Source organism: Streptosporangium sp. NPDC051022 (assembly GCF_040683035.1).
GTDB lineage: Bacteria > Actinomycetota > Actinomycetes > Streptosporangiales > Streptosporangiaceae > Streptosporangium.
In genome coordinates this window covers 15,310-40,609 of record NZ_JBFBCF010000021.1, presented here as the reverse complement: position 1 = coordinate 40,609, position 25,300 = coordinate 15,310, and the positions used below count along the sequence as shown (strand labels likewise).

The following is a 25,300-nucleotide window of genomic DNA, read 5'->3' as shown; positions in this document are numbered from 1 at the left end:
GGCCGCGAGCCGCGGGTACCACCAGGGGCGATAGCATCGGATGCCGATATCGGTTCCGTCACACATCGGGTGCGCCGATGCGACCGCACGGCCGCAGAAGAGGGGGCAGAGGTGCGCGAGTTCCTGCGCGGCGCTGTGCGGCTGTACATCCTGCACCACGCCGCCGAGCAGGAGATTCACGGCGCGTGGATGATCGAGGAGCTTAAACGCCACGGGTACGCCATCAGCCCCGGCACGCTGTACCCGACTCTGCACCGCCTGGAAGCCGAAGAACTACTGCTCTCCGAGCAGCGCACCGTCGGCGGGCGGGTGCGCCGGGTCTACCGCGCCACCGACACCGGCCGCCAGGCTCTGGCCGAGGACCGCGCCGCTCTCGCCGAGCTCGCCCGCGAGGTCCTGCCCGGTAGCCAGTAGCATTCGGCTCATTCGCCTCCCGGGGCGATTGTCACCATCCTGTCGGCGTACCTTTCGACCAGGGGTAGGTCGTGGGAGGCGAACACCACGGCCACTCCACGATCCCGCCGCAGCCGGGCCAGCAACTCCATCACCGCCTGTGCGGTATCACCGTCCAGGGCCGAGGTGATCTCATCGCAGACCAGTACGTCGGGCTCGGCGGCCAGGGCACGGGCGATGGAGACCCGCTGTCGCTGGCCGCCCGACAGCTCGCGCGGGTACCGGGGCGCGTGCTCCGCCGTCAGTCCCACCTGCTCCAGCAGGCCGGTCACCCGGCCGGGCAGGTCGGCACGGGAGCAGCGGCGGTGCAGGCGCAGCGGCCGGGCCAGCGCGGCGAACACGGTCCTTGAGGGGTTGAGCGCGCCCATCGGGTTCTGCGGCACGAACTGCACCCTGCGGCGCTGGTCGCGTCCACGTCTGCGCACGTCCGGGTGGAGGACGGCGCCGTCCAGTGTGACAGTACCGGCCGAGAACGGGTGCAGACCCGCCAGCGCGCGCAGCAGTGTGGTCTTGCCGGAGCCGGACGGTCCCAGCACGGCTACGGCTGTGCCCGGTGGCACGTCGAGGTCTACACCGCGAAGGATCCGTGCCCGCCGCACGCCGACCTCGGCGTCCAGCCCGCGGACCCGCAGGCCCGCCTCCCGCGCCCGTACGGCGGGCACGACGAACGGCGCGTCGCGCGTCGGCCGCGGAGGTGCGCCGCCGGGCAGTTCCAGCACCTCGTCAGCCAGCTGCCCGACCAGCTCACCGTCGTGACAGGACAGAACCACCGCGACCTTCCGCGCAGCGGCCAGATGGCGTAGAAGGCCGCCGATCTCGTCGCGCAGGGAGGGGTCGAGCCCGGCGGTGGGCTCGTCCAGCAGGAGCAGGCCGGGGCGGCGGGCGAGCGCCCTGGCCAGCGCCACGCGACGCTGCTGTCCGCCGGAAAGCTCGCCCGCCCTGCGCCTGAGCAGCCCGGGCACATCCGTCAGGCGTACCTCTTCGAGCAGCTCGGCCGCCTGTCCCCGGGAGCCTGTCTCGGTGATCAGCCTGTCCACGCGCATCCAGGGGTTGAGCGCGGAGCCCGGATCCTGGCCGACGAAGGCGACGCGGGTGCGGCGCAGCGCGCGCAGCCGTGCCGCCCCGCACCCGAGGACGTCCACGCCCAGCACCTCGACGGTGCCGCCGCGGCGGACCGTGCCTGGTGGAAGATCGCCGATCATGGCCCGGAGCAGGGTGGTCTTGCCCGAGCCCGACGGGCCCACCAGGGCCAGGACCTGTCCGGCGCGGGCGGTGAGGCAGGCGCCGGACAACAGCTCGCGGCCGTCCGGCGCGGCGACGGTCAGTTCGTTGACGACGGCGTGGGCGGTCATGTGCGCTCCGCTCTGGGGGCGAGGGAACCCGCCGCCTGGTTGACACTCATGGCCAGCAGGCCGATCGCGATGCCGGGGGCCAGCACGGCCCACGGGTTGAGAACGATCCCCGCACTGTTCTCGCGGATCATCAGCGCCCAGTCGGCCGCCGGAGGCTGAGGGCCGATCTGCAGGAACGCCGCGGTGGCCACCACGTAGACGGCCGCGACGAAGCGCAGGCCGAAGAGGGCTAGCACCGTGGAGCGCAGGTTGGGCAGCACCTCCCGGAAGACGAGATGCAAGGTGCGCTCGCCGCCGGCGACCGCCGCCTCGACGTAGCCGGTGGTCACGACGGGCGCGGCCGCGGCGGTCATGAAACGCACCGCGTACGGTGCGCCGAGTGCCACCGCCGCCGTCACGAGTGCCAGCCGGCCGCCCTGTGGCCAGGAGAGCGTGACCAGCAGGATGCCCAGGACGGCCGGTAGCAGCATGAACACATCCGCCACCCGCTCGACGAACCGGCCGAATCCAGGCCGCAGAGCTCCCGCCACACCGAGGACGGTCGCGATCGCGGTCACCAGCACCGCCACCGCCAGAGAGGAGATCACCAGATCGCGCCCGCCGTGCAGAAGCCTGCTCAGCACGTCCCGGCCGAGCTGGTCGCCGCCGAGCAGCGCGCCGTTCGTCCCGGCGGGACCGTACGGGATCGTGATCGGCTGATCCATCGGGTGCGGTGCCAGCAGCGGGCCCACGACGGCGAGCAGTGGCAGCAGCAGGGCCGACAGGAGGGAAGGCAGGAGTCGCTTCACCGGCGGATCCCCGTGGCCCAGGCCCGGATCGCGTCGGCGGCAAGCAGCACACACGTGATGGCCGCCCCGGTCAGCGCGACCACTCCCGCGATGACCGGGGTGTCCCGGTCGGCCACCGCGCCCGCGAGCAGTGTCCCCACTCCCGGATAGTTGAAGATCGTCTCCACCGCGACGGCGCCGCCGAGCAGCATGCCGGTGGAGGTGGCCACGCCCGCGGCGATGGCGGGCAGCGCGCCCGGCAGCAGGTGATGGGTGAGAATCCGGCGCGGCTCCAGGCCGTCGAGTTCGGCCGCGGCGACGTGGGGCGCCCTGGACTCGTCGGCCAGGGCGCCGCGGACGATCCGTGCGTTCCACCCGATCTGCGGGATCGCCAGCGCCAGCACGGGGAGGACCAGCATGCTCCACGACGCCGGAGCGCCGTCCTGGCCGGCCAGCGTGGTCGCGGGCAGCACATCCGCCCACAGGGCGAGGACCAGCACCAGCGCCACCGCGATCACGAACTCCGGCAGCGCGAGCACCGCGGTCGCCGAGGCGGAGATCACCCGGTCGGGCACGGATCCGGGCCGCAGCGCCGCCCAGCAGCCCAGTCCGAGCGAGACGGCGACGGTGACCGTCAGTGCCAGCCCGCCCAGCAGCAGTGTGTTGGGCAACGGCCCGGCCAGCAGCCGCCACACCGGTTCCCCGCGCGCGGAGACTCCCAGGTCGCCGGTCGGCAGCCCGGCCATCCAGTGCAGGAACCGTATCGTGACCGGCTGGTCCAGGCCGAGCAGCACGCGTCGCCTTTCGACGTCCGCGGCGTTCTCGCCGCGCTCGGCGGTGGCGTCCGCGGCGTCGCCGGGAAGCGCCTCGACGACGGCGAAGACCAGCGCCAGCAGTACGGCGAGCAGGGCGATCCGCTGGGCCAGCAGGGCGGCCGGCAGGGCGATCCGGCGGGCGAGGCCGCCGGATCGCGGCGCCGTCAGCGCGCCAGCCATACCCGCTCAAGCTGCACTCGTCCGTACCCGGGCAGCTTGGGCAGGTCCCGCACGGCGGGGACGGCCAGGTCGATGCCGTCGGCCATGCCCCACAGCAGGTAGCCGGAGCGTTCGTGCTGGATCTCCTGGAGCCGGTGCAGTGCCCGCGCCCTCGCGGCCTCGTCCAGGGTGCCCACGGCCTGCTTGTACGTCCGGTCGAACTCGGCGTCGCTCCACGCGGTCTCGTTCTGCCCGGCGCCGGTCACCATGAGCTTGCTGGTGAAGAAGATCACCGAGTCGTTGGTGCCCCAGTAGGTGGTGTAGAGATCACCCTTACGCCAGGTCTTGTCCCAGAACGTTCCAGAGTCCTCCTTGACGACCTCGACCTGCACACCCGCCTCGCGTACCTGGGTGGCGAACAGCGTCGCGGACTCGGCCAGGCCGGCGATGTCCTCGGTGGTGCGCAGCCGGTACGTCTTCGACAGGTCGAATCCGGCCTCCTGCAGCAACTGCTTGGCCCGGGCCAGGTCGCGGGTGCGCTGTGGCAGGTCCTTGGCGTAGGCGGGATCGCCGGTGCCGAGCACGTCGTTGGCGACCCTGCCGTAGCCGCTGAGCACCTGGGCGACCATGGCCTCGCGGTCGACGGCCAGCCGCAGCGCCTCGCGTACCCGGGGATCGGCGAACGGGCTGCCCTCGGCGGTGCGCATGACGATGGGCATCGCCATGTCGTCGGGCCGGCGCAGCACCTGGATGTCCGAGCGGGTGGCCGCCGTTCTGGCGGCGACGGCTCCCACGTTGGAGGCCACGTCGATCTGGCCGCTGAGCAGGGCGTTGGCCATGGCCTGCGGGCTTTCGAAGATCTTCACTTCGATCGCGTCGAGGTAGGGTTTCCCGCCGTGCCAGGCGTCGTTGCGCACCAGGCGGGCGTTGCCGTCGCGGTACCAGTCCAGCTTGAACGGCCCGCTGCCCGGCGCGCCGGCCACGTCCTGAGTGTCCTTCTTCATCACGAATGTGGTCAGGCGTAGCAGCAGCGGGAGGTCGGCGTTGGCGTAGTCGGAGGTCAGCACCACGGTGTCGCCGTCCGCCGTGATGTCGGCGGCCTTGATGCCGGGCAGGCGGGCTTCGCCGCTCGGAGTCTCCCGCAGCCGGCGCAGCGACCAGACGACGTCCTGCGCGGTGACCGGCGTGCCGTCGTGGAACGTCGCGCCCTGGGCCAGCGTGAAGCGCCACGTCTTGACGTCGTCGTCGGCCTTCCAGCTCGCGGCCAGCCGGGGCGCGGTGTTCTGGGAGGCGCCGGGGGCGGTCAGCGTGTCGTAGATCAGACTGATGATCAGGTAGTCGCTCTCGTTCGCCTGGGTGCCGTGCGGGTCGCGGGTGATCGCGTTCGCCCGGCCGAGCGCGCCGATCCGGAGCGTGCCGCCGCTGACCGGCTCGCCCTGAGCCGCCGTCGCCGCGGACGTGGGCGTGGCGCCGGAGTCACCGTCGCCAGTGCCACCGCAGGCCGTGAGCAGCGCCGCGAGGCTGATGCCCCCGGCCGACGCGAGAAGCTGACGTCGACTAAGGTCCACTTTGTCCCCATTCATGGTGCTAAATTTACTTAGGTTTGCCTACCCTAAAAGGAGTGTGCGCGCAAGGTGGGAACCACCCGCGAGCTCACCACGCTCGCCGTACCGCTGGTTCTCACCCAGCTCGCCCAGGTGGCCCTGACGACCACGGACACCGTGATGCTCGGGTTACTCGGCGTCGAGGCGCTGGCGGCCGGCGGCCTGGCCATGGTGATCTTCAACCAGTTCCGCACCATGGGCGTAGGTCTGGTGACCGCGGTCGGCAACCAGGTGGCCGCCGCACACGCCCGCCGGGAGGACGTCGGCGACCTCTTACGGGCCGCGCTCGCGCTGGCCACCGTCGCCGGGGTCGCGGGGGCCGCGCTCATGGTCGCGGTGGGCGAGGGCGTCGCGCTTCTGGGGCAGGACCCCGCCGTGATCGAAAAGATGCGCCCCGTACTGTGGACGCTCGCGCCCGGGCTCGTTCCCTGCCTGTGGTTCCAGGTCGTCCGGCAGTTCACCGTCGGGATGCGCCGCCCGCAGGCGCTGCTGCGCATCACGCTCGCCTCGATCGCGGTCAACGCCGCCCTCAACCTCGCCCTGATGGGCGTGCTCGGCCTGGCCGGCATCGGCCTGGCGACCAGCGTCGTCTACCTGCTGACCTTCCTGGCCCTGTACGGCTCCGCGCGGCGAGACCCCGAACTCGCCCCGATGCTCGACCTGCGTGTCTGGCGGGCCCGTCCCGCCACGCTGCGCAGGCTCACCGGGCTGGGCGTGCCCATCGCCGCCACCTACGGCTCCGAGGCGGGCTTCTTCTCCGTCGTCGCCCTGCTCGTCGGCACCTTCGGCACCGCCGCGCTGGCCGCGCACACCGCCGTCAACCAGCTCGTCTACATCGTCTTCCAGATCTCGGTCGGCCTGTCGCACGCGGCGTCCATCGGCGTCAGCAGAGAGGCCGCCCTCGGCGACACGCCGTCCGCGCGCCGGATCGCGCGCACCGCCCTGGCCTGCGGCGCCGGTGCGATGGGCGTCGTGGCCGTGGTCTACCTGGCGCTGCCCGACCTGGTGCTGCGCCCGTTCCTGGACACCGGTGACGACACGGCGATGGGAATCGCCAGGAGCCTGCTCACGGTGGCGGCCGTCATGCAGTTCGTGGACTGCGCGCAGAACGTCGGGGTGGGGCTGCTCCGCGGCCTCGACGACACCAAAGGCGGCTTCCGGCTCACCCTGGTCGGCTACTGGCTCGTGGGGCTGCCCGCCGCCTGGCTGCTGGCCGTACCGGCCGGACTGGACACCCTGGGAACCTGGCTGGGGTTGTTCGCCGGTCTCGCCGTCACCGCCGCCCTGTTGCTCGCCCGGTTCCATCGGACCCTCTCGGCCCTTCGCCCACTCCGGGAGCGATGAAGCCGATCCTGGGTGACCCGGCATGGGAAGGTTCAGATACCCGCCTGTGCGATGGCTCGTCGGAGCGCGCGCAGGCGGGCCTCATGGACGATTTCCAGCGGGGCCAGGTGGGGGTCTCTAACGGGTGGCCAGATGGGAGCGGGCCGGTTCGGCGGTGCCGCTCTGCCGGTGGCGCATGACCGAGTCCAGGATCTCTCCGGCCCGTATCGCGCTGTTCGACAGCAGCGAGGAGGAGATGCCGTGCGTGTGCTCGGTCCCGCCCTGCAGATAGATGCCGCAGCGCAGCTCGGCGGAGGTGAGGACCCGGTAGTCGCGCGCGACCTTGAGCCTGCCCGGCTCGTCGGTCTCGCACAGCGGGGCGAGCTCTCCCAGCAGGGCCGTCGGGTCCGCGGGCCGGTAGCCCGTCGCGTAGACGAGGGCGTCGCACGGCAGCGACGTCCGGGTGGAAGATCCCGCCGTGTCGACCTCCACGCGCACACCGTCGGGCAGCTCCTCGTGGGCCGTGACGTGGCTTGTGTTGAGGATGTGCAGCCGGGCGGAGCCGGAGACCTTCTCCTGGTAGACCCGCCGGTACAGCTCCTCGATGAGGTCGAGGTCGACGACGGAGTAGTTGGTGTTGCCGTGGTAGGCGAGCAGTCGCTGCTTGACGTGTTCGGGGGCGTCGTAGAAGTCGTCCACGGCACCGGGGTCGAAGATGCGGTTGGCGAACGCGCTGTCGTCGGCGTGGCTGTAGCCGTACCGGCTGAAGACGGCGTGCACCTCGGCCTCGGGGTAGGAGCGGTGCAGGTGCTCGACCGCCTCGGCCGCGCTCTGCCCGGCGCCGACGACGACGAAACGCCGGTGACGCAGAGACGGCAGGGCCTGCAGGCGGCCGAGCAGTTCGCTGGTGTGCCAGATCCGCTCGCCAGTGCGGACATCCTCCGGCAGGTACGGGCGCAGCCCCATGCCCAGTACCACGTTGCGGGCCCGGCCGACGAGCGTGCCGTCGGAGGTCAGCGCGTCGACGGCCACGATCGTGCCGTCGTCGGCCCGGACCGGCCGTAGCGTCTCCACGCGCGTGCCGTAGCGCACCTGGGAGCCGAAGCGGGCCGCCGCCCACTCCAGGTAGTCGTGGAACTCCACCCGGGTGGGGAACATCGTCTTGTGGTTGATGAAGTCGGCCAGCCTGCCTCGTTCGTGCAGGTAGGAGAGGAATCCGTACTCGCTGGTGGGGCGGCGCATCGTGGCCAGGTCCTTCAGGAAGGACACCTGCATCGTGGCGCCCTCGATCAGCATGCCGCGGTGCCAGCCGAAACACTGCTGGCTCTCGGCGAACAGGGCCGTCACCGGATGCGCCGCGGGATGGTCGTTGTGCTCGCGCAGCGCGATCGCCAGTGCCAGGTTCGCGGGTCCGAACCCGACCCCGAGCAGGTCCAGGGGGGCGTCGGGGGAGGCGGGGTCGAAGGTGGGCACGCCATTCCTCTCGTGGGTGGTCACGCGGGGGATCGCTGACTGATCAGCTGGGCAAGGGCACGTTTGTCGATCTTTCCGACCGCGGTGAGGGGGAAGTGCTCGACGACTTCCAGCCGGTCCGGCAGTTTGAAGGCTGCCAGCCCGCGTTCCATCAGGAAGAGGCGTAGCTCCCGGAGCTCGGGGGAAGCCGAGTCGGGCACCACGACGGCGCACAGCTGCTCTCCCTGGCCTGTGTCGGGCAGTCCGACGGCGGCGGCCCGGCGGATCGAGGGGTGCGTGAGCAGGTGGTTCTCGATCTCCTCTGCCGAGACGCTCTCCCCGCCCCGGTCGATGGTGTCCTTCACCCGTCCTTCGACGACCAGGTGTCCCGAGGGCAGCTGCCGGACCAGGTCGCCGGAGATGTAGTAGCCGTCGGCGGTGAAGGCGGTGGCGTTGTGCTCGGGCGCGCGGTAGTAGCCGCGCAGCGTGTAGGGGCCTCGGGTCAGCAGTTCGCCCACCTGCCCGGGAGCGACCGGGACGCCGTCGCCGTCGACGACGCGTATCTCGTCCTCGGGGCAGAGCGGGCGCCCCTGGGACACCGCGACGATCTCGGGGTCGTCGTCGAGGCGGGTGTAGTTGAGCAGCCCCTCGGCCATGCCGAACACCTGCTGGACCGCGCAGCCCAGGCCGTCGGGGATCCGCCGGGCGACCTCCTCGGGCAGCTTGGATCCGCCGGCCTGCAGGACGCGCAGGCTGGACAGGTCGGCGGGGTCCCATTCGGCCGACTCCAGCCACAGCGGGATCAGCGGCGGCACGAGCGCGGTGATGGTGATCTTTTCGGCCTCGATGAGCGGGAACGCGTCGTGCGGTGCGGGTGAGGGCGCCAGTACGGCCTTGCCTCCGACGCTGAGGGTTCCCAGCACGCCGGGGCAGGCCAGGGCGAAGTTGTGCGCCACGGGCAGGCAGGCCAGGTAGGCGCTGTCGGCGTCCAGTCCGCAGACCTCGGCACTGGCCCTGGCGTTGTAGCCGTAGTCCTGGTGGGTCCGGGGGATGAGCTTGGGCACTCCGGTCGTCCCGCCCGAGACCAGGAGCAGCGCGACGTCGGTCGCGTCGGGCTCGGGCAGTTCCCGCGGTTCGGCGTCCAGGCCGGCCAGCGCGAGGTACGGTCCCGGGTCGCCGTCGACCAGGACGTGCCGCACCGTCGGCGCCTGCTCCAGCACCGCGCGGGCCAGCTCGCGGTAGTCGAACCCGTCGCTCTGCAGTACGTCGGGGATGACGTAGGCGACGGCCTCCGACAGCCGGGCCAGATGGCCGATCTCGGTGATCCGGTGGGCGGGCAGGGTGAGGACCGGCACCGCTCCCAGGCGTACCAGGGCGAAGAACAGGATCACGAACGCGCCGGTGTTGGGCAGCTGGACCAGGACCCGGTCGCCGGGGCGGATGCCCAGGCCGGCCAGCGCGGCGGCCATCCGGTCGGCACGCAGGTCGAGGTCCCGGTAGGTGAGACGGTCCTCGCCGGCCACCAGCGCGGTGCTCTCACCGTAGGCGCGGGCCCACTCGGTGAGCAGGGCTCCAAGGGTGCGGCCATTCCAAATGCCCTTTTCGCGGTAACAAACGGCTAAATCGGGCGGCCAGGGAGTGAGTCCGGAAGGCAGGGGAGCAGGGGCGGCTGACGGCATCAGAACTCCAGCGGAGTCGGGGTTTCCGGCGCGGCGATTCAGGCGGAGAGGTATTGCATGAGGCGAATGTACGAGATTAATTTAGGTTAGGCTACCCAAACATGATTTAGGCTAGCCTATCCAAACATTGATCTACCTCATGTTCGACCGGAGGTCCAGATGTCCCAGCGTCCTTTCACCCTCACTCCGATGGACCGGAGGAGGTTTCTGGGGGCGGGGGCAGCCGTTGGCGCGGGCCTCTTGCTGACCGCCTGCGGAGCCGCCACCGATGCCGCGACCCCCGCCGCGGCGACAGGGTCGGCCGCGCCCGTCGCCGACGCGGGAGGATTCCCCCGCACGATCGCCACCAAACTCGGCCAGATCACCATCCCCAAGCGGCCCGAGCGGGTCGTCACCGTCGGCTTCCCCACCGGGACGGCCGATGCCGCCCTGGCGTGCGGCGTCGTTCCGGTCGGCATGCCCAAGGCGGCCGGTCACCCCGGTGAGATCGAGCCCTGGGTGGCCGCCAAGCTGCAGGGGAGGACACCCACCCTGCTCGAGGCCAACACCGTCGACGTCGAACAGATCCTCGCGCTCAAGCCCGACCTGATCCTGGCCGGGATGCACCGGGGCATTCCCGACGACTTCGCCAAGCTGTCCCCCATCGCCCCGGTGATCAGCTACGAGGGCGAGGCGCCCTTCCAGGACACCTGGCAGCAGCAGACCACCCTGATCGGCAGAGCGCTGGGCGCCGAGGACAAGGCGGCCGCCGCGATCAAGGAGGTCGAGGACAGGTTCGCCAAGATCCGTGCCGACCACCCCGGTTGGCAGGGCAAGACGTTCACCTTCACCCAGGGAGCCACCTTGGCGCAGATCCCCACCGTGACCGATCCGAACGAGGCCTCGGCCCGGATGTTCTCCTCCTTCGGCTTCGAACTGTCGCCCAAGGTACGGGAGCTGGGCGCCAAGCGTGAGGTGAGCGCCGAGCGCCTGGACCTCATCGACGCCGACCTGGTCATCGTCTTCTTCCCCTCTCCCGACGCGCAGAAGACCTTCGAGGGCAACGCGGTCTTCTCGAAGATCCCGGCGGTCAAGGAAGGCCGGTACGTCACGGTCGACGGCTCGCTGGCCTTCCCGCTGATCGCCCCCGGCGTGCTGAACACGTCCTGGGCGATCGACCAGATCCTTCCGAAGATCGAAAAGGCGATGGCGTGACGGCCGGGAACACCCTGACGCGGGAGGAACGGCTCCGCGAGTTACTACGCCGCAGGCTCGATCAGCGTGGCCTGGCCGCTCCCGCCGAACGGGCCAGGATTCCGCGCCGCCCCGCGGGGGAGCCGGTCCCGCTGTCCTACGCCCAGCAGCGGATGTGGTTCATCCACCAGGTCGACCCGAGCGGCGCGGCGTTCAACGTGTGCATCATGCTGAGGCTGGCCGGACCACTCGACCCGGCCCTGCTGCGGGAGGCCTTCGGCAGGGTCGCCGACCGGCAGGAGGTGCTGCGCACCGTCTACCGGACCGATCAGGACGGCGCGCCGTACCAGCTCGTGCTGGACCGGCTCGCCCCCGAGTGGCACGAGCGGGACCTGAGCGGTCTTCCGGAAGCCGAGCGAGAACCGGCGCTGGCCGCGCTGGCACGCCAGGCGGGACGCGACCCGTTCGACCTGGCCGGCGGCAGCCCGCTGCGCCTGGTGCTGGTACGGCTGGCCGACGAGCGGCACGTGCTGGTCATGGTGGTACAGCACATCGCCTGGGACGGGATGACGTTCGGGGTGCTGTCGGCGGAGCTGAGCGCCGCCTACCGCGACCTCGCGGAGGGCAGGCCGGAGACGCGGCCCGAGTTATCGGTGCAGTACGCCGACTTCGCGGCCTGGCACCGCGACCGGTGGCAGCGTGACCCCGACCGGAGCCAGATCGAGGCCTGGCGTGCCAGGCTCACCCCGCCGCCCGCCAGGATCGACCTGCCCACCGACCGCGAGCGCACCGCCACGGTCAGCGGCGAGGGCGGCCGCCACACCCACCACCTGCCCGCCGACCTCACCGGCGGACTCACCGCGCTGTCCGCGAGCGCCGGGGCGACCCCGTTCATGGCGCTGGTGGCGGGACTGGCCGCACTGCTGGGCCGCTACGCCCAGTCCGAAGAGGTCGCGATCGGCACGCCCACCCTCAACCGCGACCACGCCGAGCTGACCCGGTTGATCGGCAACCTGGGCAACACGCTGGCGTTGCGCGTCGACCTGAGCGGCCGCCCCTGTTTCCGGGAACTGCTCGGGCGGGTCAGAGAGGTGTGCGCCGAGGCGTACGCCAACCAGGACGTCCCCTTCGACCTGCTGCTGGACGAGCTCGGCGTGGAGCGGAGGCTGGACCGCGGGCCGCTGTTCGACGTCACGATCGTCTTCCTCACCCAGGGCATGACCGGCCCCGAACTCCCCGGGCTCGAGGTGACCTGGGAGACCTTCCACAACGGCACCGCCCAGCTCGACCTGTCCTTCGAGGCGTTCCTGCTCGGCACCCGCCTGTCCATCGAGGCGACCTATCGCAGCGCGCTGTTCGACGAGGCCACCGTGGTCAAGCTGATGCGCAGGCTGGAGCAGATCCTGGCGCAGGCCGTGGCCGACCCCGAGGTGCCGGTGACCGAGCTGGACCTGCTGCTCGCCGAGGAGCGCCCGCTGGTCCTGGGCGAGTGGGCGCGCAGACCACACCCCCGGCCGGTGCCCGCGGTCACCGCGACCGACCTGTTCGAACGGCAGGCGGCGGTCTCGGCCGATCATCCGGCGCTGGCCGTCGAGGGCGGCAGCCTGTCCTTCGAGCAGCTCAACGAACGGGCCAACCGGCTGGCCAGGCTGCTGGCCGCGGAGGGGGCGGCGCCGGGCGGGCGGGTCGCGCTGGCGCTTCCCCGCTCGCCGGACACGATGGTGGCGATCCTGGCGGTGCTCAAGTCCGGCGCCGCCTACGTCCCGCTGGACACCGGATACCCGGCGGACCACCTGGCCTACGTCCTGGCCGACGCCCGTCCGGCGATCCTGCTGACCGCGGGCGGGGCCGACGTGCCCGCGCCGCCGGACGGGACGCGCCTGATCGACCTGGACGCCCCGGAGACGGCGGCCCGCCTGTCCGGCCTGCCGGGACACGACCTCGCCGTGCCGATCGACCCCGGCCACCCGGCGTACGTGATCTACACCTCGGGCTCGACCGGGCGGCCCAAGGGCGTCGTCGTCCCGCACCGGGGCCTGGTCAACCTGTTCCACAGCCACCGCGAGGACCTGTTCAAGACCGCCCGCGAGCGCACCAGGCGGGATCGGCTGCGAGTCGGGCACGCCTGGTCCTTCTCCTTCGACGCCTCCTGGCAGCCGCAGCTGTGGCTGCTGGACGGGCACGAGCTGCACGTCCTGCCCTACGACACCTACGCCGACCCGCGCACCCTCGCCGCCGCCGTCGACAAGCGGAGGCTGGACTTCATCGAGCTCACCCCCTCGCTGCTGGAGGAGACGCTGCGCTGGCTGGAGACCGAGCACGGAGGGCGGCTGCCCGCGGTCCTCGGCTTCGGCGGAGAGGCGGTCTCGCCCGCGCTGTGGCAGCGGCTGGCCGAACTGCCCGGGACGGCGGCCTTCAACCTGTACGGCCCGACCGAGGCCACCGTGGACTCGCTGATCGCCCGGGTGCTGCCCGGGCGCGGCCCGGCGGTCGGCCGCCCGGTGTACGGCGCGACGGTGGCGCTCCTGGACGGCGCCGGCCTGCCCGTGCCCCCCGGAGTTCCCGGCGAGCTGTACGTGGGCGGCGACGGGCTGGCCGAGGGCTACCTGGGCCGCCCCGACCTGACCGCCGAACGTTTCGTCACGGGGCCGGCGGGCGAGCGCCTCTACCGGACGGGCGACCTGATGCGCTGGCGGGACGACGGCGAGCTGGAGTTCCTCGGCCGCGCCGACGACCAGGTCAAAATCCGCGGTTTCCGGGTGGAGCCCGCCGAGGTGGAGGCGGCACTGCGCCGCGCGGCCGGTGAGCGCCCGGTGGTGGTGACCGTCCGGGAGGAACGCCCAGGACTGCGACGGCTCATCGGCTACGTGGTCGACGCCCACGGCACCGTGGACCCCACGGCGGTCCGGCGCGCGGTCGCCGCCGAACTGCCCGACCACATGGTCCCCTCCGCCGTCATGACGCTGTCGGCACTGCCGCTGCTGCCCAACGGCAAGCTGAACAGGGCCGCGCTACCCGCCCCCGCGCCCGAGGCCAGGGCCGGGCGAGCACCGCGGACTCCGGCGGAGGAGGCGCTGTGCGCCGCCTTCGCCGAGGTTCTCGGCCTGGAGTCGGTCGGGGCCGAGGACGACTTCTTCGAACTGGGCGGTGACAGCCTGGCGGCCGTCCGGCTCGTGCGGGCCGCCCGCGAGCGGGGCGCCGAACTCGGTGTCCGTGATCTGTTCACGAACAAGACCCCGGCGGCGCTCGCCGTCGCCCTGGCCTCCTCCTAGAGCACAGCCGTCCCCTACCGTCCGCACCGTCAAGGAAGCAAAGGACACCTTCACTTCATGCTGACGATCGACGACCTCCGGCAGTTGGCCACCGAGCAGCTCGGTGCGGGCACCACCCCGCCGGGCGACCACGACGATCTGATCGCCCTCGGCCTGGACTCGATCCGGTTCATGCGGATCGCCGACCGTTGCCGACGGGCCGGCGTCGCCGTCGGATTCGGCGACCTGGCCCGCACCCCCACCTTGGCCGAGTGGGCACGCCTGATCGCTCCCTCACCCGAGCCCGAGGCCGAGGCCGTACCCGAGGCCGAACCGGCTCCGGCGCTCGTGGACGTGGACGGCCCGTTCCCGCTGGCCTCGATGCAGCACGCCTACTGGGTCGGCCGGGGTGGATCGGCCGAACTCGGCTCGGTCGCCGCCCACCTCTACACCGAGTTCGACGGCCACGGCGTCGACCCGGCCAGGCTCGGCACCGCGGTCGCCGCGCTGGCCGAGCGGCATCCGATGCTGCGCGCCCGCGTCACCGACGACGGCCGGCAGGTGATCGAGGCATGGACCAGAGGTGCGGAAATCGAGGTCCTGGACCTGCGCGAGGCCACGCCGCAGGAGGCGGAGAACCGCCTGGCGGAGCTGCGCGACCGGCTCTCCCACCAGCTCCTCGACGTGGCCGCGGGCCGCATGTTCGACATCAGGGTCACCCTGCTGCCCGGCGGCGGTACCCGGGTGCACGTGGACGTCGACATGCTCGCCGCCGACGCCCGCAGCTACCGGGTGCTGCTGTCCGACCTGGTCGCCCTGTACCGGGACCCTGCCGCGCGGCTTCCCGAGATCGGCTGCACCTTCGCCGGCTACCAGGCGGTCCGCGCCGCCCGGCACCCGGCCGAGCGCGACGTCGCCTGGTGGCGCGAGCGGGTGCCGGACCTGCCCGGCGCCCCCGCCCTGCCCCTGCGCACCGACCCCGAGGAGCCCGACCGGGTCACCCGGCTGCACCACTGGCTCTCCCCGGACGAACGCGACCGCCTCACCACCGCGGCGCGTGCCCGCGGTCTCACCCCCGCCGTCGCCGTGGCGACCGTGTTCGCCGAGGTCGTCGGAGCCTGGAGCGGCGAACCCCGGTTCCTGCTCAACGTGCCGCTGTTCGACCGCCGCCCGCTGCACCCGGATGTGGACAACCTGGTCGGCGACTTCACCGGCTCGATCATGCTGGAGGTGGACCTGACCGAGCGGCGCACCTTCGCGCAGCGGGCCGCCCGGATCCAGGAACGCATGCACGAGGCCGCGGCGCACTCCTCCTACGCCGGCCTGGACGTCCTGCGCGACCTGGCCCGCGAGCAGGGCGCACCGGTGCTGGCCCCCGTGGTGTTCACCAGCGCCCTGGACCTGGGCGAGCTGTTCGGCCCCGAGGTCGAGTCCTGCCTGGGAGAGCCGGTGTGGATCGTCTCCCAGGGACCGCAGGTACTGCTCGACGCACAGATCACCGAGTTCCACGGCGGCCTGCTCGCCAACTGGGACGTCCGCGCCGGGGCGTTCCCCGACGGCCTGCCCGAGGACATGTTCGCCGCCTTCCGCACCCTGCTGGCCAGGATCGGCGGCCCCGAGGCGTGGGACGAGCCCGTCGGGCCGCTACTGCCCGCCGCCACTCTGAAGGTCAGAGCCGAGGCCAACGACACCGACGGCCCCCTGCCGGCTCTCCCGCTGCACGGCCTCTTCTTCGCCCAGGCCGCCCGCACCCCCCAGGCCCCCGCCCTCCTCGGCTCCGGAAGCACGACCACCTACGGCGAGCTGGCGGAAGGGGCCCTGCGGGTGGCGGGGGCGCTGCGCGCGCACGGCGTGCGCGACGGCGACCCGGTCGCGATCCGCCTGCCCAAGGGCCCGGAACAGGTGGTGGCCGTCCTCGGTGTGCTCGCCGCCGGAGGCCACTACGTGCCGATCGGCGTCGAACAGCCACAGGCCAGAGCCGAACGGATCATCGCCAGGGCCGGGGCCGACGTGGTGCTCGGCCAGAGCCTGGCCTACCAGGACGCGCTGAACTGGCCCGAGCCGCTGGCCGAACCGGCCGCGACCGCCCCCGAGGCCGTCGCCTACGTGCTGTTCACCTCGGGATCGACCGGCGAGCCGAAGGGCGTGGAGGTCTCCCACCTGGCCGCCGCCAACACCGTCGCCGACCTCACCGACAGGTTCGCCCTCGGCCCGGACGACCGGACGCTCGCTCTGTCGGCGCTCGACTTCGACCTGTCGGTCTTCGACATCTTCGCGCCGCTGTCGACCGGCGGCGCCGTGGTCACCATCGAGGAGGAGGCACGCCGGGACGCCGAGTCGTGGGTGCGCCAGGTGCACGCGCATCGGGTGAGCGTGCTCAACTGCGTGCCGAGCCTGCTCGACATGCTGCTGACGGCCGCCGAACGCGACCCGCTCGGCCCGACCCTCCGCGCGGTCCTGCTCGGCGGTGACTGGGTCGGCGTCGACCTGCCGACCAGACTCGCCGCCCAGGTTCCGGGCTGCCGCTTCGCCGGTCTGGGCGGCACCACCGAGACCGCGATCCACTCCACCTTCCAGGAGGTCGTCGCCGGCCGTACCCCCGCGGGCTGGACCAGCGTCCCCTACGGCGCGCCGCTGCGGAACGTGCGCTGCCGGGTGGCCGACGCCCAGGGCCGGGACTGCCCCGACTGGGTGCCCGGCGAACTGTGGATCGGTGGCGCGGGCGTGGCGGAGGGCTACCGGGGCGACCCCGAGCGCACCGCCGACCGGTTCGTCTTCCTGGACGGCGCGCGCTGGTACCGCACCGGCGACCGGGCCAGGTACTGGCAGGACGGCACGATCGAGTTCCTCGGCCGCGCCGACCACCAGGTGAAGATCCGCGGTTTCCGGATCGAGCTCGGCGAGGTCGAGGCTGCCCTGACCTCCCATCCCGCCGTGCGCCAGGCCACCGCCCTGGTCGTCAGGAACGGCGCGCCGCGACTGCACGCCGTGGTGGCCGCGGCCGGAGGCCTCACCGAGGAGGAGATCACGGCGCACGTGGCCGAACGGCTGCCCGCGCACATGGTCCCGGACCTGGTGGTCGTCGTCGACGCCCTGCCGCTGACCGGCAACGGCAAGGTCGACCGCCGCGCGCTGACCGCGCTGGTCACCGCCCAGGCACAGACGCCGGGACGGGCCGAGCCGGTCACCGCGCTGGAACAGGTGATCGCCCTCGTCTGGTCCAGGGCGCTCGGGCTGGAGAAGGTCGGCGCGGACGACGACTACTTCCTGCTCGGTGGCGACTCGGTGCTGGCCACCGTGATCGTCGGCAGACTGCGGGACGCGCTGGACACCGACGCGGTCTCGGTCCACGACATCCTGCGGCATCCGACGGTGTCGAGGCTGGCCGACCAGATCGGCGACGACCGCACCGCCCAGGTCGCCGAACTCTACCTGGAGATCGAGGCCATGACCGACGACGAGCTCGACAGCGAGCTTGACGGCGAGCCGGGCACGGAAGGGGCGGAGGCTGGACATGGCTGATCTGGACCCGATGTGGATCCGCGGCTGGCAGGCCCATCCGAATCCGGCGGGGCGGATCGTCTGCTTCGGCCCCGCCGGGGCCTCGGCCAACTTCTTCCGGGGCTGGAGCACGCGCGTGCCCGCCGACCTGGAGGTCCTCGGCCTGGCCTACCCGGGCAGGGAGCGCCGGTTCGAGGAGGCGCCGATCGAGGACATGTCCGTCCTGGCCGACGCCGTGACCCAGGTCCTGGCCCCCCACATGGACGTCCCAACCGTCCTGTTCGGTCACAGCATGGGCGCCTCCGTCGCCTTCGAGGTGACCCGGAGGCTGGAGAGGCGCGGGCGGAGCCCTCTGGGACTGGCCCTGTCGGGCCGCCAGAGCCCGCGCCGTCAGCGCGACCTGCCGTCGGCCGTGGCTGGATTCGACGATGAACGGATCATCGAGCATCTGCACGAACTGGGGGGCACCCCGCCGGAGATGCTGGCCGACCCCGACTTCCGCGACCTGGTCCTGCCCGCCTTCCGGACCGACTTCACGCTGATCGGGAACTACCTGCCCGACCTTAAGCCGGTGCTGGACGTCCCGGTGACCGTGCTCTTCGGCGACAGCGACCGTGAGGTGTTCGAAGGCGACGCCGACCGGTGGCGTGAGATAACCCGTCGCTTCACCGGCCTGTCGGTCTTCCCCGGCGGCCATTTCTACCTGATCGAGAAGGAGGCCGAGGTGGTCGCGCACGTGGTGCGTTTCCTCGGCGCCCAGCGCATCCGCGCCCTGCCGTGGCCACCGGCGTGAACGCCCGGGCCCGCCCACTGATCCTGGTGGGCGCGGCCGGGGCACTGCTGCTGGTCGCCTCGCTGAGCATCGGCGTGGGCACCCGCTTCATCCCCTTCGGCCAGGTGTGGTCTCTGTTGCTGCATCCCGACGGATCGGACGCCGCCGCCGTCGTGCACGACCTGCGGCTGCCGCGCACACTGCTCGGCATCCTGGCCGGGGCGGCTCTTGGCACGGCAGGGGCGCTGATGCAGGCGCTCACCCGTAACCCGCTGGCCGACCCCGGCCTGCTCGGCGTCAACGCCGGGGCCGCGCTGGCGATGGTGGTCGCCTTTCTCACCCTCGGGGTGGACACCGCGGGCGGGCAGCTCTGGTTCGCCTTCGCCGGAGCCGCCCTGGCCTCCGTCGCGGTGTACGCGATCGGGGCCACCACCCGTGGCGGTCCCACCCCGATCCGGATGGTGCTGGCCGGGGCGGCGGTCTCGGCCGCCCTGCTGGCCCTGGTGCAGGGGGCGATCCTGCTGGATCCGATCACGCTGGACCGGTTCCGGTTCTGGGCGGTCGGCGCGCTCGCGGGACGGGAGTCCGGCGTGGTCTCGGCCGTCGCGTGGCCGATCCTGGCCGGGCTCGCACTGGCGTTCCCGCTCGGCCGAGCCCTCAACGTGATCGCGCTCGGTGAGGGGACGGGCGCCGCGCTCGGCGTCAACCTGGCCAGGGCCAGGCTCGCCACCGTCGTCGCGGTGACCGTCCTGTGCGGCGCCGCGACCGCGGCCGCGGGGCCGATCGCCTTCCTCGGGCTGGCCGTGCCGCATCTGGCACGCGCCCTTTTCGGTCCCGACCAGAGGTGGGTGCTGCCCGCGTCGGCGCTGCTGGCCCCGACCCTGTTGCTGGCCGCCGACATCGTGGGCCGGCTGGTGGACCGGCCCGCCGAGATCCAGGTCGCGGTCGTGTGCGCCTTCCTCGGCGCGCCCGTCCTGATCGCGGTGGCCCGCAGGCCCCGGGTGGTGGTCACGTGACCTCGTCGGTTTCCGAGCTGCGTCCGCCCGGCCGGACGGTGAGGCTGCCGGGGGGCCTGTCGGCGCGGGCCCGGCCGCGGGCGCTGGCGACGGGCCTGTTCCTGACGGTCGCGGTGGCGGTGCTGGCCCTGACCGGCGTCCTGGTCGGCGCCATGGCGCTGAGCCCCGCCGAGGTCTGGGCCGCCCTCACCGGCACCGGCGAGCAGGCGACCGGCTATCTGGTCTGGTCGGTACGGCTGCCGCGGGTGCTGGTGGCCGTACTGGCGGGTCTGGCCCTCGGCGCGGCCGGGATGGTGTTCCAGAGTGTCGGCCGCAACCCGCTGGCCAGCCCCGACGTGATCGGCTTCACCGCGGGGGCCTCCGCGGGAGCGGTCCTGCAGATCCTGGTGTTCGACGCGGGCGCCGCGGCGGTGGCGGGCGGCGCCGTAGCGGGCGGCCTGGTCACCGGGGCCGCGGTGTTCCTGCTGGCCTACCGGTCGGGGCTGCACGGGCAGCGCATGGTGATCGTCGGCATCGGCCTGGCCGCGATGCTGACCGCGGTCACCTCCTACCTGCTGTCCAGGGCCGAGCAGACCGACGTGCGCGCCGCCGCGGAGTGGCTGGTCGGCTCGCTGAACGGCAGGACCTGGGAGCAGGTCCTGCCGGTCGCCGTGCTGACCGTCGTGCTGCTTCCCGCTCTGGTCCCGCTGCTGTCCCGGCTGCGAACGCTGGAGCTGGGAGAGGACAGCGCCAGAGCGCTGGGAGTCCGTCCCGACCTGACGCGCCTGCTGGCGATGCTCATCGGTGTCGGGCTGACCGCGGGAGCGGTCGCCGCCGCCGGGCCCGTTCCCTTCGTCGCACTGGCCGCACCGCAGATCGCGGCCCGGATGAGCGGAGGAGGACCCACCGCGCTGTGGTCACCGGCGCTGTGCGGGGCGGCGCTGCTCCTGGCCGCCGACACCCTCGCCCAGTGGTTGTTTCCCGGAGGCCGCCTCCCCGTCGGGGTGGTCACCGCCGCGGTCGGCGGCCTCTACCTGGCGACCCTGCTCCGCTGGGGGCGCCGTGTCCGTTGAGATGTGTACTGAGACACGCACGGATATGTCCGGTGTGCCTGTCCGCCCACCCGTCGGCGGGCGGGCAGGCACGTCCCGGTCAGCTCCGTCCGGCGGCCGAACGAGGGTGGTTCCAGTAGCCCAGGGCACTGACCTGGTCACGGCTCAGACCGCGCTCCTCCAGCAGGTGGCGGCGCAACGACTGGATGCTCAGAGACTCTCCCGCCGCCCAGATCTGCCCGCGGCCCGCCGGCAGGTCCAGGTCGCGGATCGCGGCCTCGATCGCGCGGGACGCTCCGGGAGGGTTGTCACCCCGATACAGCCAGGTGATCTGTGCTCCGGGAGCGGCCAGGGCGGGTCGCTCGGCCTCGTCCCGGACCTCGACCACGACGAACACCGGATGCCCGGCGGGTCTGGTCTCGGCGATCGCGTCGATGGCGGGCAGCGCGGTCTCGTCACCGGCCAGCAACGTCCATTCGGCGGCCGGGTCGCTCACCCAGTGCACCCGGGTGCCGCCGTACCCGATCCGGTCCCCGGCGACGGCGGCCGATGCCCAGCGGGAGGCCGGACCGTGGTCGCCGTGCAGGAAGAAGTCGATCGTGACCAGGCGCCGGTCCGGGTCGTAGGCGCGCACGGTGTAGTTGCGGGTCACCTGACGGCCCGCGTGGGCGGGGAAACGCCAGCGGCCGATCTCGGGGAGGACCGCCTCCGTGGCGCCCGGCGCGGGCCAGATCAGGGTGATGATCTCGCCGGGCTCCTCCACCGGCAGTTCGTCGGGGTTCTCCACGGTGAAGACGAAGCGGCGCATCAGCGGCGTCAGATCCTCGACCTGCTCGACCCGCAACTGCCCGGCCGACAGCGGGAAGGCGCGTGTGCGCGCGGCGGGCACGGGCGCGCCGCCGGGTCGGCGGGCGATCACCCGGGTGTTGTGCACGTTCATCTGCCCGGCCTCGAACAGCGCCAGCAACGCCTCGTCGATGAACGCGTCCGCGTCCTCACCCAGGACGTCGGCCTGTGCCGAGAACGCGGTCGTCCTGGTCACCCGGCGCAGCGACCGGGGATCCTTGGGGCCCGGCACGTCCACGTCCGGCTGGGTCAGCTCGATCTCCAGGCCCTCGGCGCGCAGCAGCGCGCACACGACATCGGCGGGGTGCTGGAACATCGCCAGCGGCGTCGCCGCCAGCCGCTCACGCCAGGCCGGGCGCGCGATCACGCCCTCCAGGATCTCCCGCATCGGGAATCCTTCGGCGGCGGGCTGACCGAAGCTCCACTGCAGGATGAGCTGCCCGCCTGGCCGCAGCGCGCGGGCCATGGTCCGGACGGCGTGCTCGGGGTCGGTCAGCCAGTGCAGCATCCACGAGGAGTGGACCACGTCGAAGTGTTCCCTCGGCAGGTCGAGCCGGTGCGCGTCCTGAACCTCGGCGCTCACCTTCAGGCCGGCGCAGCGCGCCCTGGTGGCCTCGACCATGGACGGCGACGCGTCGTTCGCCGTGACCTCGAATTCGCGCTCGGCCATCGCGGCGGCGATTTCACCGGCGCCACATCCCACGTCGGCGAATCGCCCACCGGCGTGCAGGTGGGCGGCCGCCAGCGCGAGCGCCTCCATCGCCGATTGGTATTGACCGGAATTTTCCGTGACGTACGTTTCGGCCTTCCAGGTCGTGCCCTGCATCGCGACCCCTTCTCCTAGTTTAGGTAAGCCTTATTTATATTAGGTTTGCCTAACCTAAACTGCAAGATCAACTCTTTGAGAGGAAGCAGATGCCCGAGCTCGTCTACCAGGAGCGAGAGCTCGCATTCACCGCCGATCCCATCGCCACCGCCACCCGTCTGGCCCGAAACTCCCCTGGCGCTCATCTGGTGTACGAAGGCCGTGGAGAGGTGGCCTGGGCCGACGGCGATCACTTCACGCTCAGCGTCGAAGCGGCGGGCACCACCGTCAGCGGCCAGGGGGCGATCCCCGCCTCGACGACCGCGGGACCCCCACTGGAGTCGCTGGCCGAGGCTCTGCGGCGGATTCCGGTACGTGACTGGCGCGTGTACGGCTGGGCCGCGTTCGAACTCGCCTATCACCTGCACGACCTGCCCGCCGGCCCCGCCGGGGACGGTCCTCTGGCCCAGTTGTTCGTCCCGGCCCGTGAGATCAGGCTGCGGCCGGGCAAGGCTCTTCTGCGTGCCCTGGATCCGGCCGATCTGGACCTGATGGAACGCCTGCTCGGCCAGGAGGCCGAGCAGGTCCGGCACGACCGCGTGGCGCTGGACGTGAGCACCTACGGCGCCCTGGCCTACCAGCGGGCCGTCGCCACCGCCGTGACCGAGATCGGGCGGCGCAGGCTCGACAAGGTCATCCTGTCACGGGTGGTGCCCGTGCCCGAGGAGATCGACCTGCCCGCCACCTACCTCGCCGGTCGCCGCGGCAACCAGCCCGCCCGGTCCTTCCTGTTGCGCCTCGGCGGCTGGGAGGTCGCCGGATTCAGCCCCGAGATCGTCGCCAGGGTCGACGCCGACGGTGTCGTGCTGACCCAGCCACTGGCCGGCACCCGCGCCCTGGACGGCCGCTACGACCTGGACCGCGCCCGCCGCCAGGAGCTCTACCGCGACGCCAAGGAGGTCTACGAACACGCCATCTCCGTACGGCTGGCCGTCGAGGAACTGGCACACGTCTGCGCGCCCGAGAACGTCCGGGTCGACGACTTCATGTCGATCAAGGAACGTGGCAGCGTCCAGCACCTGGCCTCCCAGGTGTCCGGACGTCTGGAGCCCGGCCGTACGGGCTGGCACGGGCTCGCCGCCCTGTTCCCCGCGGTGACCGCCTCCGGCGTCCCCAAGGCCCCCGCCTGTGACCTGATCCGCCGCACCGAGAACGAGGCCCGCGGCCTGTACAGCGGCGCCGTCCTGACGGCCGACGCCGACGGCACCATCGACGCGGCCCTCGTCCTGCGCAGCGTCTTCCGCCGCGAAGGCCGTACCTGGCTGCGCGCGGGCGCCGGCGTGGTCCATCAGTCCACCCCCGAACGTGAACTCGAGGAGACCTGCGAAAAGCTGCACAGCGTGTCCCGCTTCCTGGTCCCCGCGGCCGCCGTGGCGACGCAGGACACCTCCAGGCATTCGCTCAACCTCGCCTGAGATCGCTTCCGGCCATCGGGGAGGTGGGTGGGCCTCACTGGTCCGCACCCTCTCCGAAGGCCGGGAAGAACGTGCGTCCCGAAACTCCCGAAAACACCGCCGTGCCGCGCATCGCGGCGTGCTCCTGGCCGACGTCGACCGGCGTGGCGTGGTGTCGAGCAGACTGTCGTGCTCGATGCTTGTGCACCGGCCGGGGAGCGCCGCATCCTTGAGGAGTTCCCCGCGTCAGCAGGACCGCGGTCAAGGACCGTTGCCGACTCCCGGCCTCGCGCGCACGCGCACGTAAGGCGGCCCCGAAACGCTCAAAACTCGCTCGAAACCCTCCCCGCCGAAGCTCTTCGCGCGTGCGCGTAAGGCACTCCGGAAACTCCGAAAAGTCGCTTACCGGCCCCGGCCTCGGCGGTGTGGCTGGGCGGGCCGTGCGGCCGCCGTACGCGCTGCGGGGGAGGGCTTGACGGGTTCGGCGCCGGGGCTGCGCAGCCGAGCCGCCTCAGCCCGCCGGGATGAGCGTGGCCGGAGCGGGGTGTGCCCACTGGACCGGCGCGTCGGCCGCAGTGGTGCCCGCCTCGCCGTGGCGGGCCAGGGTGTGGCGGCGCAGTTTCGGCAGCGTCAGGTCGGCGGCGAGGGTGCCGCCGCCGAACCACACCGCGTCCGTCTTCGCCCCGCCTGCGGGAGCCAGCGCCACGGCGTAGCCGCTGACGTGAGTGTGGGCGGCGTCGGCGTAGCGGGGCCGCACCCACACCCCCGCCTGCGTGAGCGCCTGGACGAAGGCCGCCTCGCTCACCGCGGCCGCCGCGGCGGCGCGCACAGCTTGCTCCAGGTGTTCCCGGAGCCGCTCGACGTCGGTCCCGGTGCGGCGGGCGCGTTCGATCTGGGCGCGGCTGTAGCCGGGGCGGCCCCGGCCGGGACGGCCCGCCACCACGTGCAGGCCGAAGGCGCGCTCCATGTCGGCGCAGAGCTTCGACATGACCCGCCAGTCCCGGCCTGGCGCGGCGACGCTGGAGTCCTCGCGCACGAGGTTGACCGCCAGGTGGATGTGGTCGTTACCGCCCTGTGCGGGCCCCGAGGGGCCGTGGTGTACCGCGATCCACCGGCACGGCGCCCGGCCGGTCTGCTCGTCTTCGGTGAAGCCGAGCCGGTCCACGGCGGTGCGGGCGACGATCGCCCACTGCTCATCCGCCAGGACCTCGCCGGGCGGCAACGCGATCGCACAATGCCACACCCACCCCCTGTCCGGGGCGACGCGGGCCAGCACCCGGTGGTCGTCCAGCGCGTAGCCGAGCTCGCGGATCCGGGCCCGGTCGCGGACCCATTCCATGCGGGCGCCGTCGGCGACCTCCAGCATCTCATCGGCCGCGATCACCCGCTGGTCGCGGTGTTCGTTGGCGCGCCCCGGCCCGAACAGGTAGGCCACCAGCCCGGCGATGTCCTTGCCACGTTTGCCGGCCTTGTTGTTCACCGCACCTCCAGCTCGGCCAGGACCTGCCGCACCCGGGCGGCGGCCTCCTCCAGGGCCCGCAGCGTCGTCTGCTGCTGCGCCGGCGGGATCGGGGACGGATCGGTACGGGCGGTGAGCCGGCCGACAGCGCCGATCGCCGCGTTCAACCGGCGTGACAGCACCAGCAACTGCCGGGCCAGGACACTGCGCTCAAGCGCGGACGGACGCTGCTGCTCGCGCAAATCGGCCAGGATGGTCTCGGCGATCAGGTGCGGCGGGCCGACCTGGCCGGACAGGCGAACAGACGTCTGATCACTATCTTGCTCCTGACATAGGCGGGTTGCCGTAGTACTCGGGAAATATCGGGCGGATACGGCAGAGGGCTGAC

18 protein-coding genes are annotated in these 25,300 nt (G+C 72.3%); 9 read left to right on the top strand and 9 right to left on the bottom strand.

Annotated features, from left to right (window positions below):
• The first annotated feature begins 111 nt into the window (after positions 1 to 111).
• Positions 112 to 414: a PadR family transcriptional regulator gene (locus AB0N02_RS29320; protein ID WP_363952978.1), complete on the top strand. Its 303-nt coding sequence runs from the start codon at positions 112 to 114 to the stop codon at positions 412 to 414.
• A gap of 8 nt (positions 415 to 422) precedes the next feature.
• Here AB0N02_RS29320 and AB0N02_RS29315 read toward each other — a convergent pair whose 3' ends face one another.
• From AB0N02_RS29315 to AB0N02_RS29300, 4 genes are read right to left on the bottom strand one after another with little or no spacing between them, the layout of a single operon-like run.
• On the bottom strand, positions 423 to 1,805 hold the full coding sequence (locus AB0N02_RS29315; protein WP_363952976.1) for an ATP-binding cassette domain-containing protein: 1,383 nt from the start codon (positions 1,803 to 1,805) through the stop codon (positions 423 to 425).
• The gene (locus AB0N02_RS29310; RefSeq protein ID WP_363952975.1) at positions 1,802 to 2,593 is read right to left on the bottom strand and encodes an ABC transporter permease; all 792 of its coding nucleotides are present in this window, start codon (positions 2,591 to 2,593) and stop codon (positions 1,802 to 1,804) included. Before AB0N02_RS29310 ends, AB0N02_RS29315 begins: the two co-directional genes overlap by 4 nt.
• Positions 2,590 to 3,567, bottom strand: a complete 978-nt coding sequence (locus tag AB0N02_RS29305) for an ABC transporter permease (protein ID WP_363952973.1) — start codon at positions 3,565 to 3,567, stop codon at positions 2,590 to 2,592. Before AB0N02_RS29305 ends, AB0N02_RS29310 begins: the two co-directional genes overlap by 4 nt.
• Positions 3,552 to 5,129 (bottom strand): ABC transporter substrate-binding protein, encoded by a 1,578-nt coding sequence (locus AB0N02_RS29300; RefSeq protein WP_363952972.1) that lies wholly within the window; start codon positions 5,127 to 5,129, stop codon positions 3,552 to 3,554. The genes AB0N02_RS29305 and AB0N02_RS29300 overlap by 16 nt, the downstream gene beginning before the upstream one ends.
• A 51-nt stretch (positions 5,130 to 5,180) precedes the next feature.
• On the opposite strand from AB0N02_RS29300, the gene AB0N02_RS29295 reads away from it, so the two are divergent.
• The gene (locus AB0N02_RS29295; protein WP_363952970.1) at positions 5,181 to 6,494 is read left to right on the top strand and encodes an MATE family efflux transporter; all 1,314 of its coding nucleotides are present in this window, start codon (positions 5,181 to 5,183) and stop codon (positions 6,492 to 6,494) included.
• Between the two features lie 117 nt (positions 6,495 to 6,611).
• Here AB0N02_RS29295 and AB0N02_RS29290 read toward each other — a convergent pair whose 3' ends face one another.
• Entirely contained in the window at positions 6,612 to 7,946 is a 1,335-nt protein-coding gene (locus tag AB0N02_RS29290; RefSeq protein WP_363952968.1) for a lysine N(6)-hydroxylase/L-ornithine N(5)-oxygenase family protein, read from the bottom strand.
• Positions 7,947 to 7,966: 20 nt separating this feature from the next.
• Positions 7,967 to 9,604, bottom strand: a complete 1,638-nt coding sequence (locus AB0N02_RS29285; RefSeq protein WP_363952967.1) for an AMP-binding protein — start codon at positions 9,602 to 9,604, stop codon at positions 7,967 to 7,969.
• 159 nt (positions 9,605 to 9,763) lie between these two features.
• On the opposite strand from AB0N02_RS29285, the gene AB0N02_RS29280 reads away from it, so the two are divergent.
• Genes AB0N02_RS29280 through AB0N02_RS29255 form a run of 6 tightly spaced genes read left to right on the top strand, consistent with a single transcriptional unit; the run spans position 9,764 to position 20,369 of the window.
• A complete protein-coding gene (locus AB0N02_RS29280) occupies positions 9,764 to 10,798 on the top strand; it encodes an iron-siderophore ABC transporter substrate-binding protein (protein WP_363952966.1) in 1,035 nt (344 codons plus the stop codon).
• Positions 10,795 to 14,049, top strand: coding sequence for an amino acid adenylation domain-containing protein (locus tag AB0N02_RS29275; RefSeq protein ID WP_363952965.1), 3,255 nt, complete (start codon positions 10,795 to 10,797; stop codon positions 14,047 to 14,049). The genes AB0N02_RS29280 and AB0N02_RS29275 overlap by 4 nt, the downstream gene beginning before the upstream one ends.
• Positions 14,050 to 14,106: 57 nt before the next feature.
• On the top strand, positions 14,107 to 17,550 hold the full coding sequence (locus AB0N02_RS29270; protein WP_363952963.1) for an amino acid adenylation domain-containing protein: 3,444 nt from the start codon (positions 14,107 to 14,109) through the stop codon (positions 17,548 to 17,550).
• Entirely contained in the window at positions 17,543 to 18,322 is a 780-nt protein-coding gene (locus AB0N02_RS29265) for an alpha/beta fold hydrolase (protein WP_363952961.1), read from the top strand. Before AB0N02_RS29270 ends, AB0N02_RS29265 begins: the two co-directional genes overlap by 8 nt.
• Positions 18,307 to 19,317 carry an iron chelate uptake ABC transporter family permease subunit gene (locus tag AB0N02_RS29260; RefSeq protein WP_363952959.1) on the top strand — a complete coding sequence of 337 codons (1,011 nt, stop codon included), beginning with the start codon at positions 18,307 to 18,309 and terminating at the stop codon, positions 19,315 to 19,317. Before AB0N02_RS29265 ends, AB0N02_RS29260 begins: the two co-directional genes overlap by 16 nt.
• Complete coding sequence (locus AB0N02_RS29255) at positions 19,314 to 20,369, top strand: iron chelate uptake ABC transporter family permease subunit (protein WP_363952957.1); 1,056 nt, start codon at positions 19,314 to 19,316, stop codon at positions 20,367 to 20,369. The genes AB0N02_RS29260 and AB0N02_RS29255 overlap by 4 nt, the downstream gene beginning before the upstream one ends.
• 79 nt (positions 20,370 to 20,448) lie before the next feature.
• Here AB0N02_RS29255 and AB0N02_RS29250 read toward each other — a convergent pair whose 3' ends face one another.
• Complete coding sequence (locus tag AB0N02_RS29250; protein ID WP_363952955.1) at positions 20,449 to 22,020, bottom strand: SIP domain-containing protein; 1,572 nt, start codon at positions 22,018 to 22,020, stop codon at positions 20,449 to 20,451.
• A gap of 89 nt (positions 22,021 to 22,109) precedes the next feature.
• Between AB0N02_RS29250 and AB0N02_RS29245 the strand changes: the two genes are divergently transcribed.
• Complete coding sequence (locus tag AB0N02_RS29245) at positions 22,110 to 23,474, top strand: salicylate synthase (protein ID WP_363952953.1); 1,365 nt, start codon at positions 22,110 to 22,112, stop codon at positions 23,472 to 23,474.
• A 490-nt stretch (positions 23,475 to 23,964) separates the two neighbouring features.
• On the opposite strand, the gene AB0N02_RS29240 is transcribed toward AB0N02_RS29245, so the two are convergent.
• Entirely contained in the window at positions 23,965 to 24,933 is a 969-nt protein-coding gene (locus AB0N02_RS29240) for a hypothetical protein (protein ID WP_363952951.1), read from the bottom strand.
• Positions 24,930 to 25,154, bottom strand: a complete 225-nt coding sequence (locus AB0N02_RS29235; RefSeq protein ID WP_363952949.1) for a hypothetical protein — start codon at positions 25,152 to 25,154, stop codon at positions 24,930 to 24,932. The genes AB0N02_RS29240 and AB0N02_RS29235 overlap by 4 nt, the downstream gene beginning before the upstream one ends.
• Between the last annotated feature and the right edge of the window lie 146 nt (positions 25,155 to 25,300).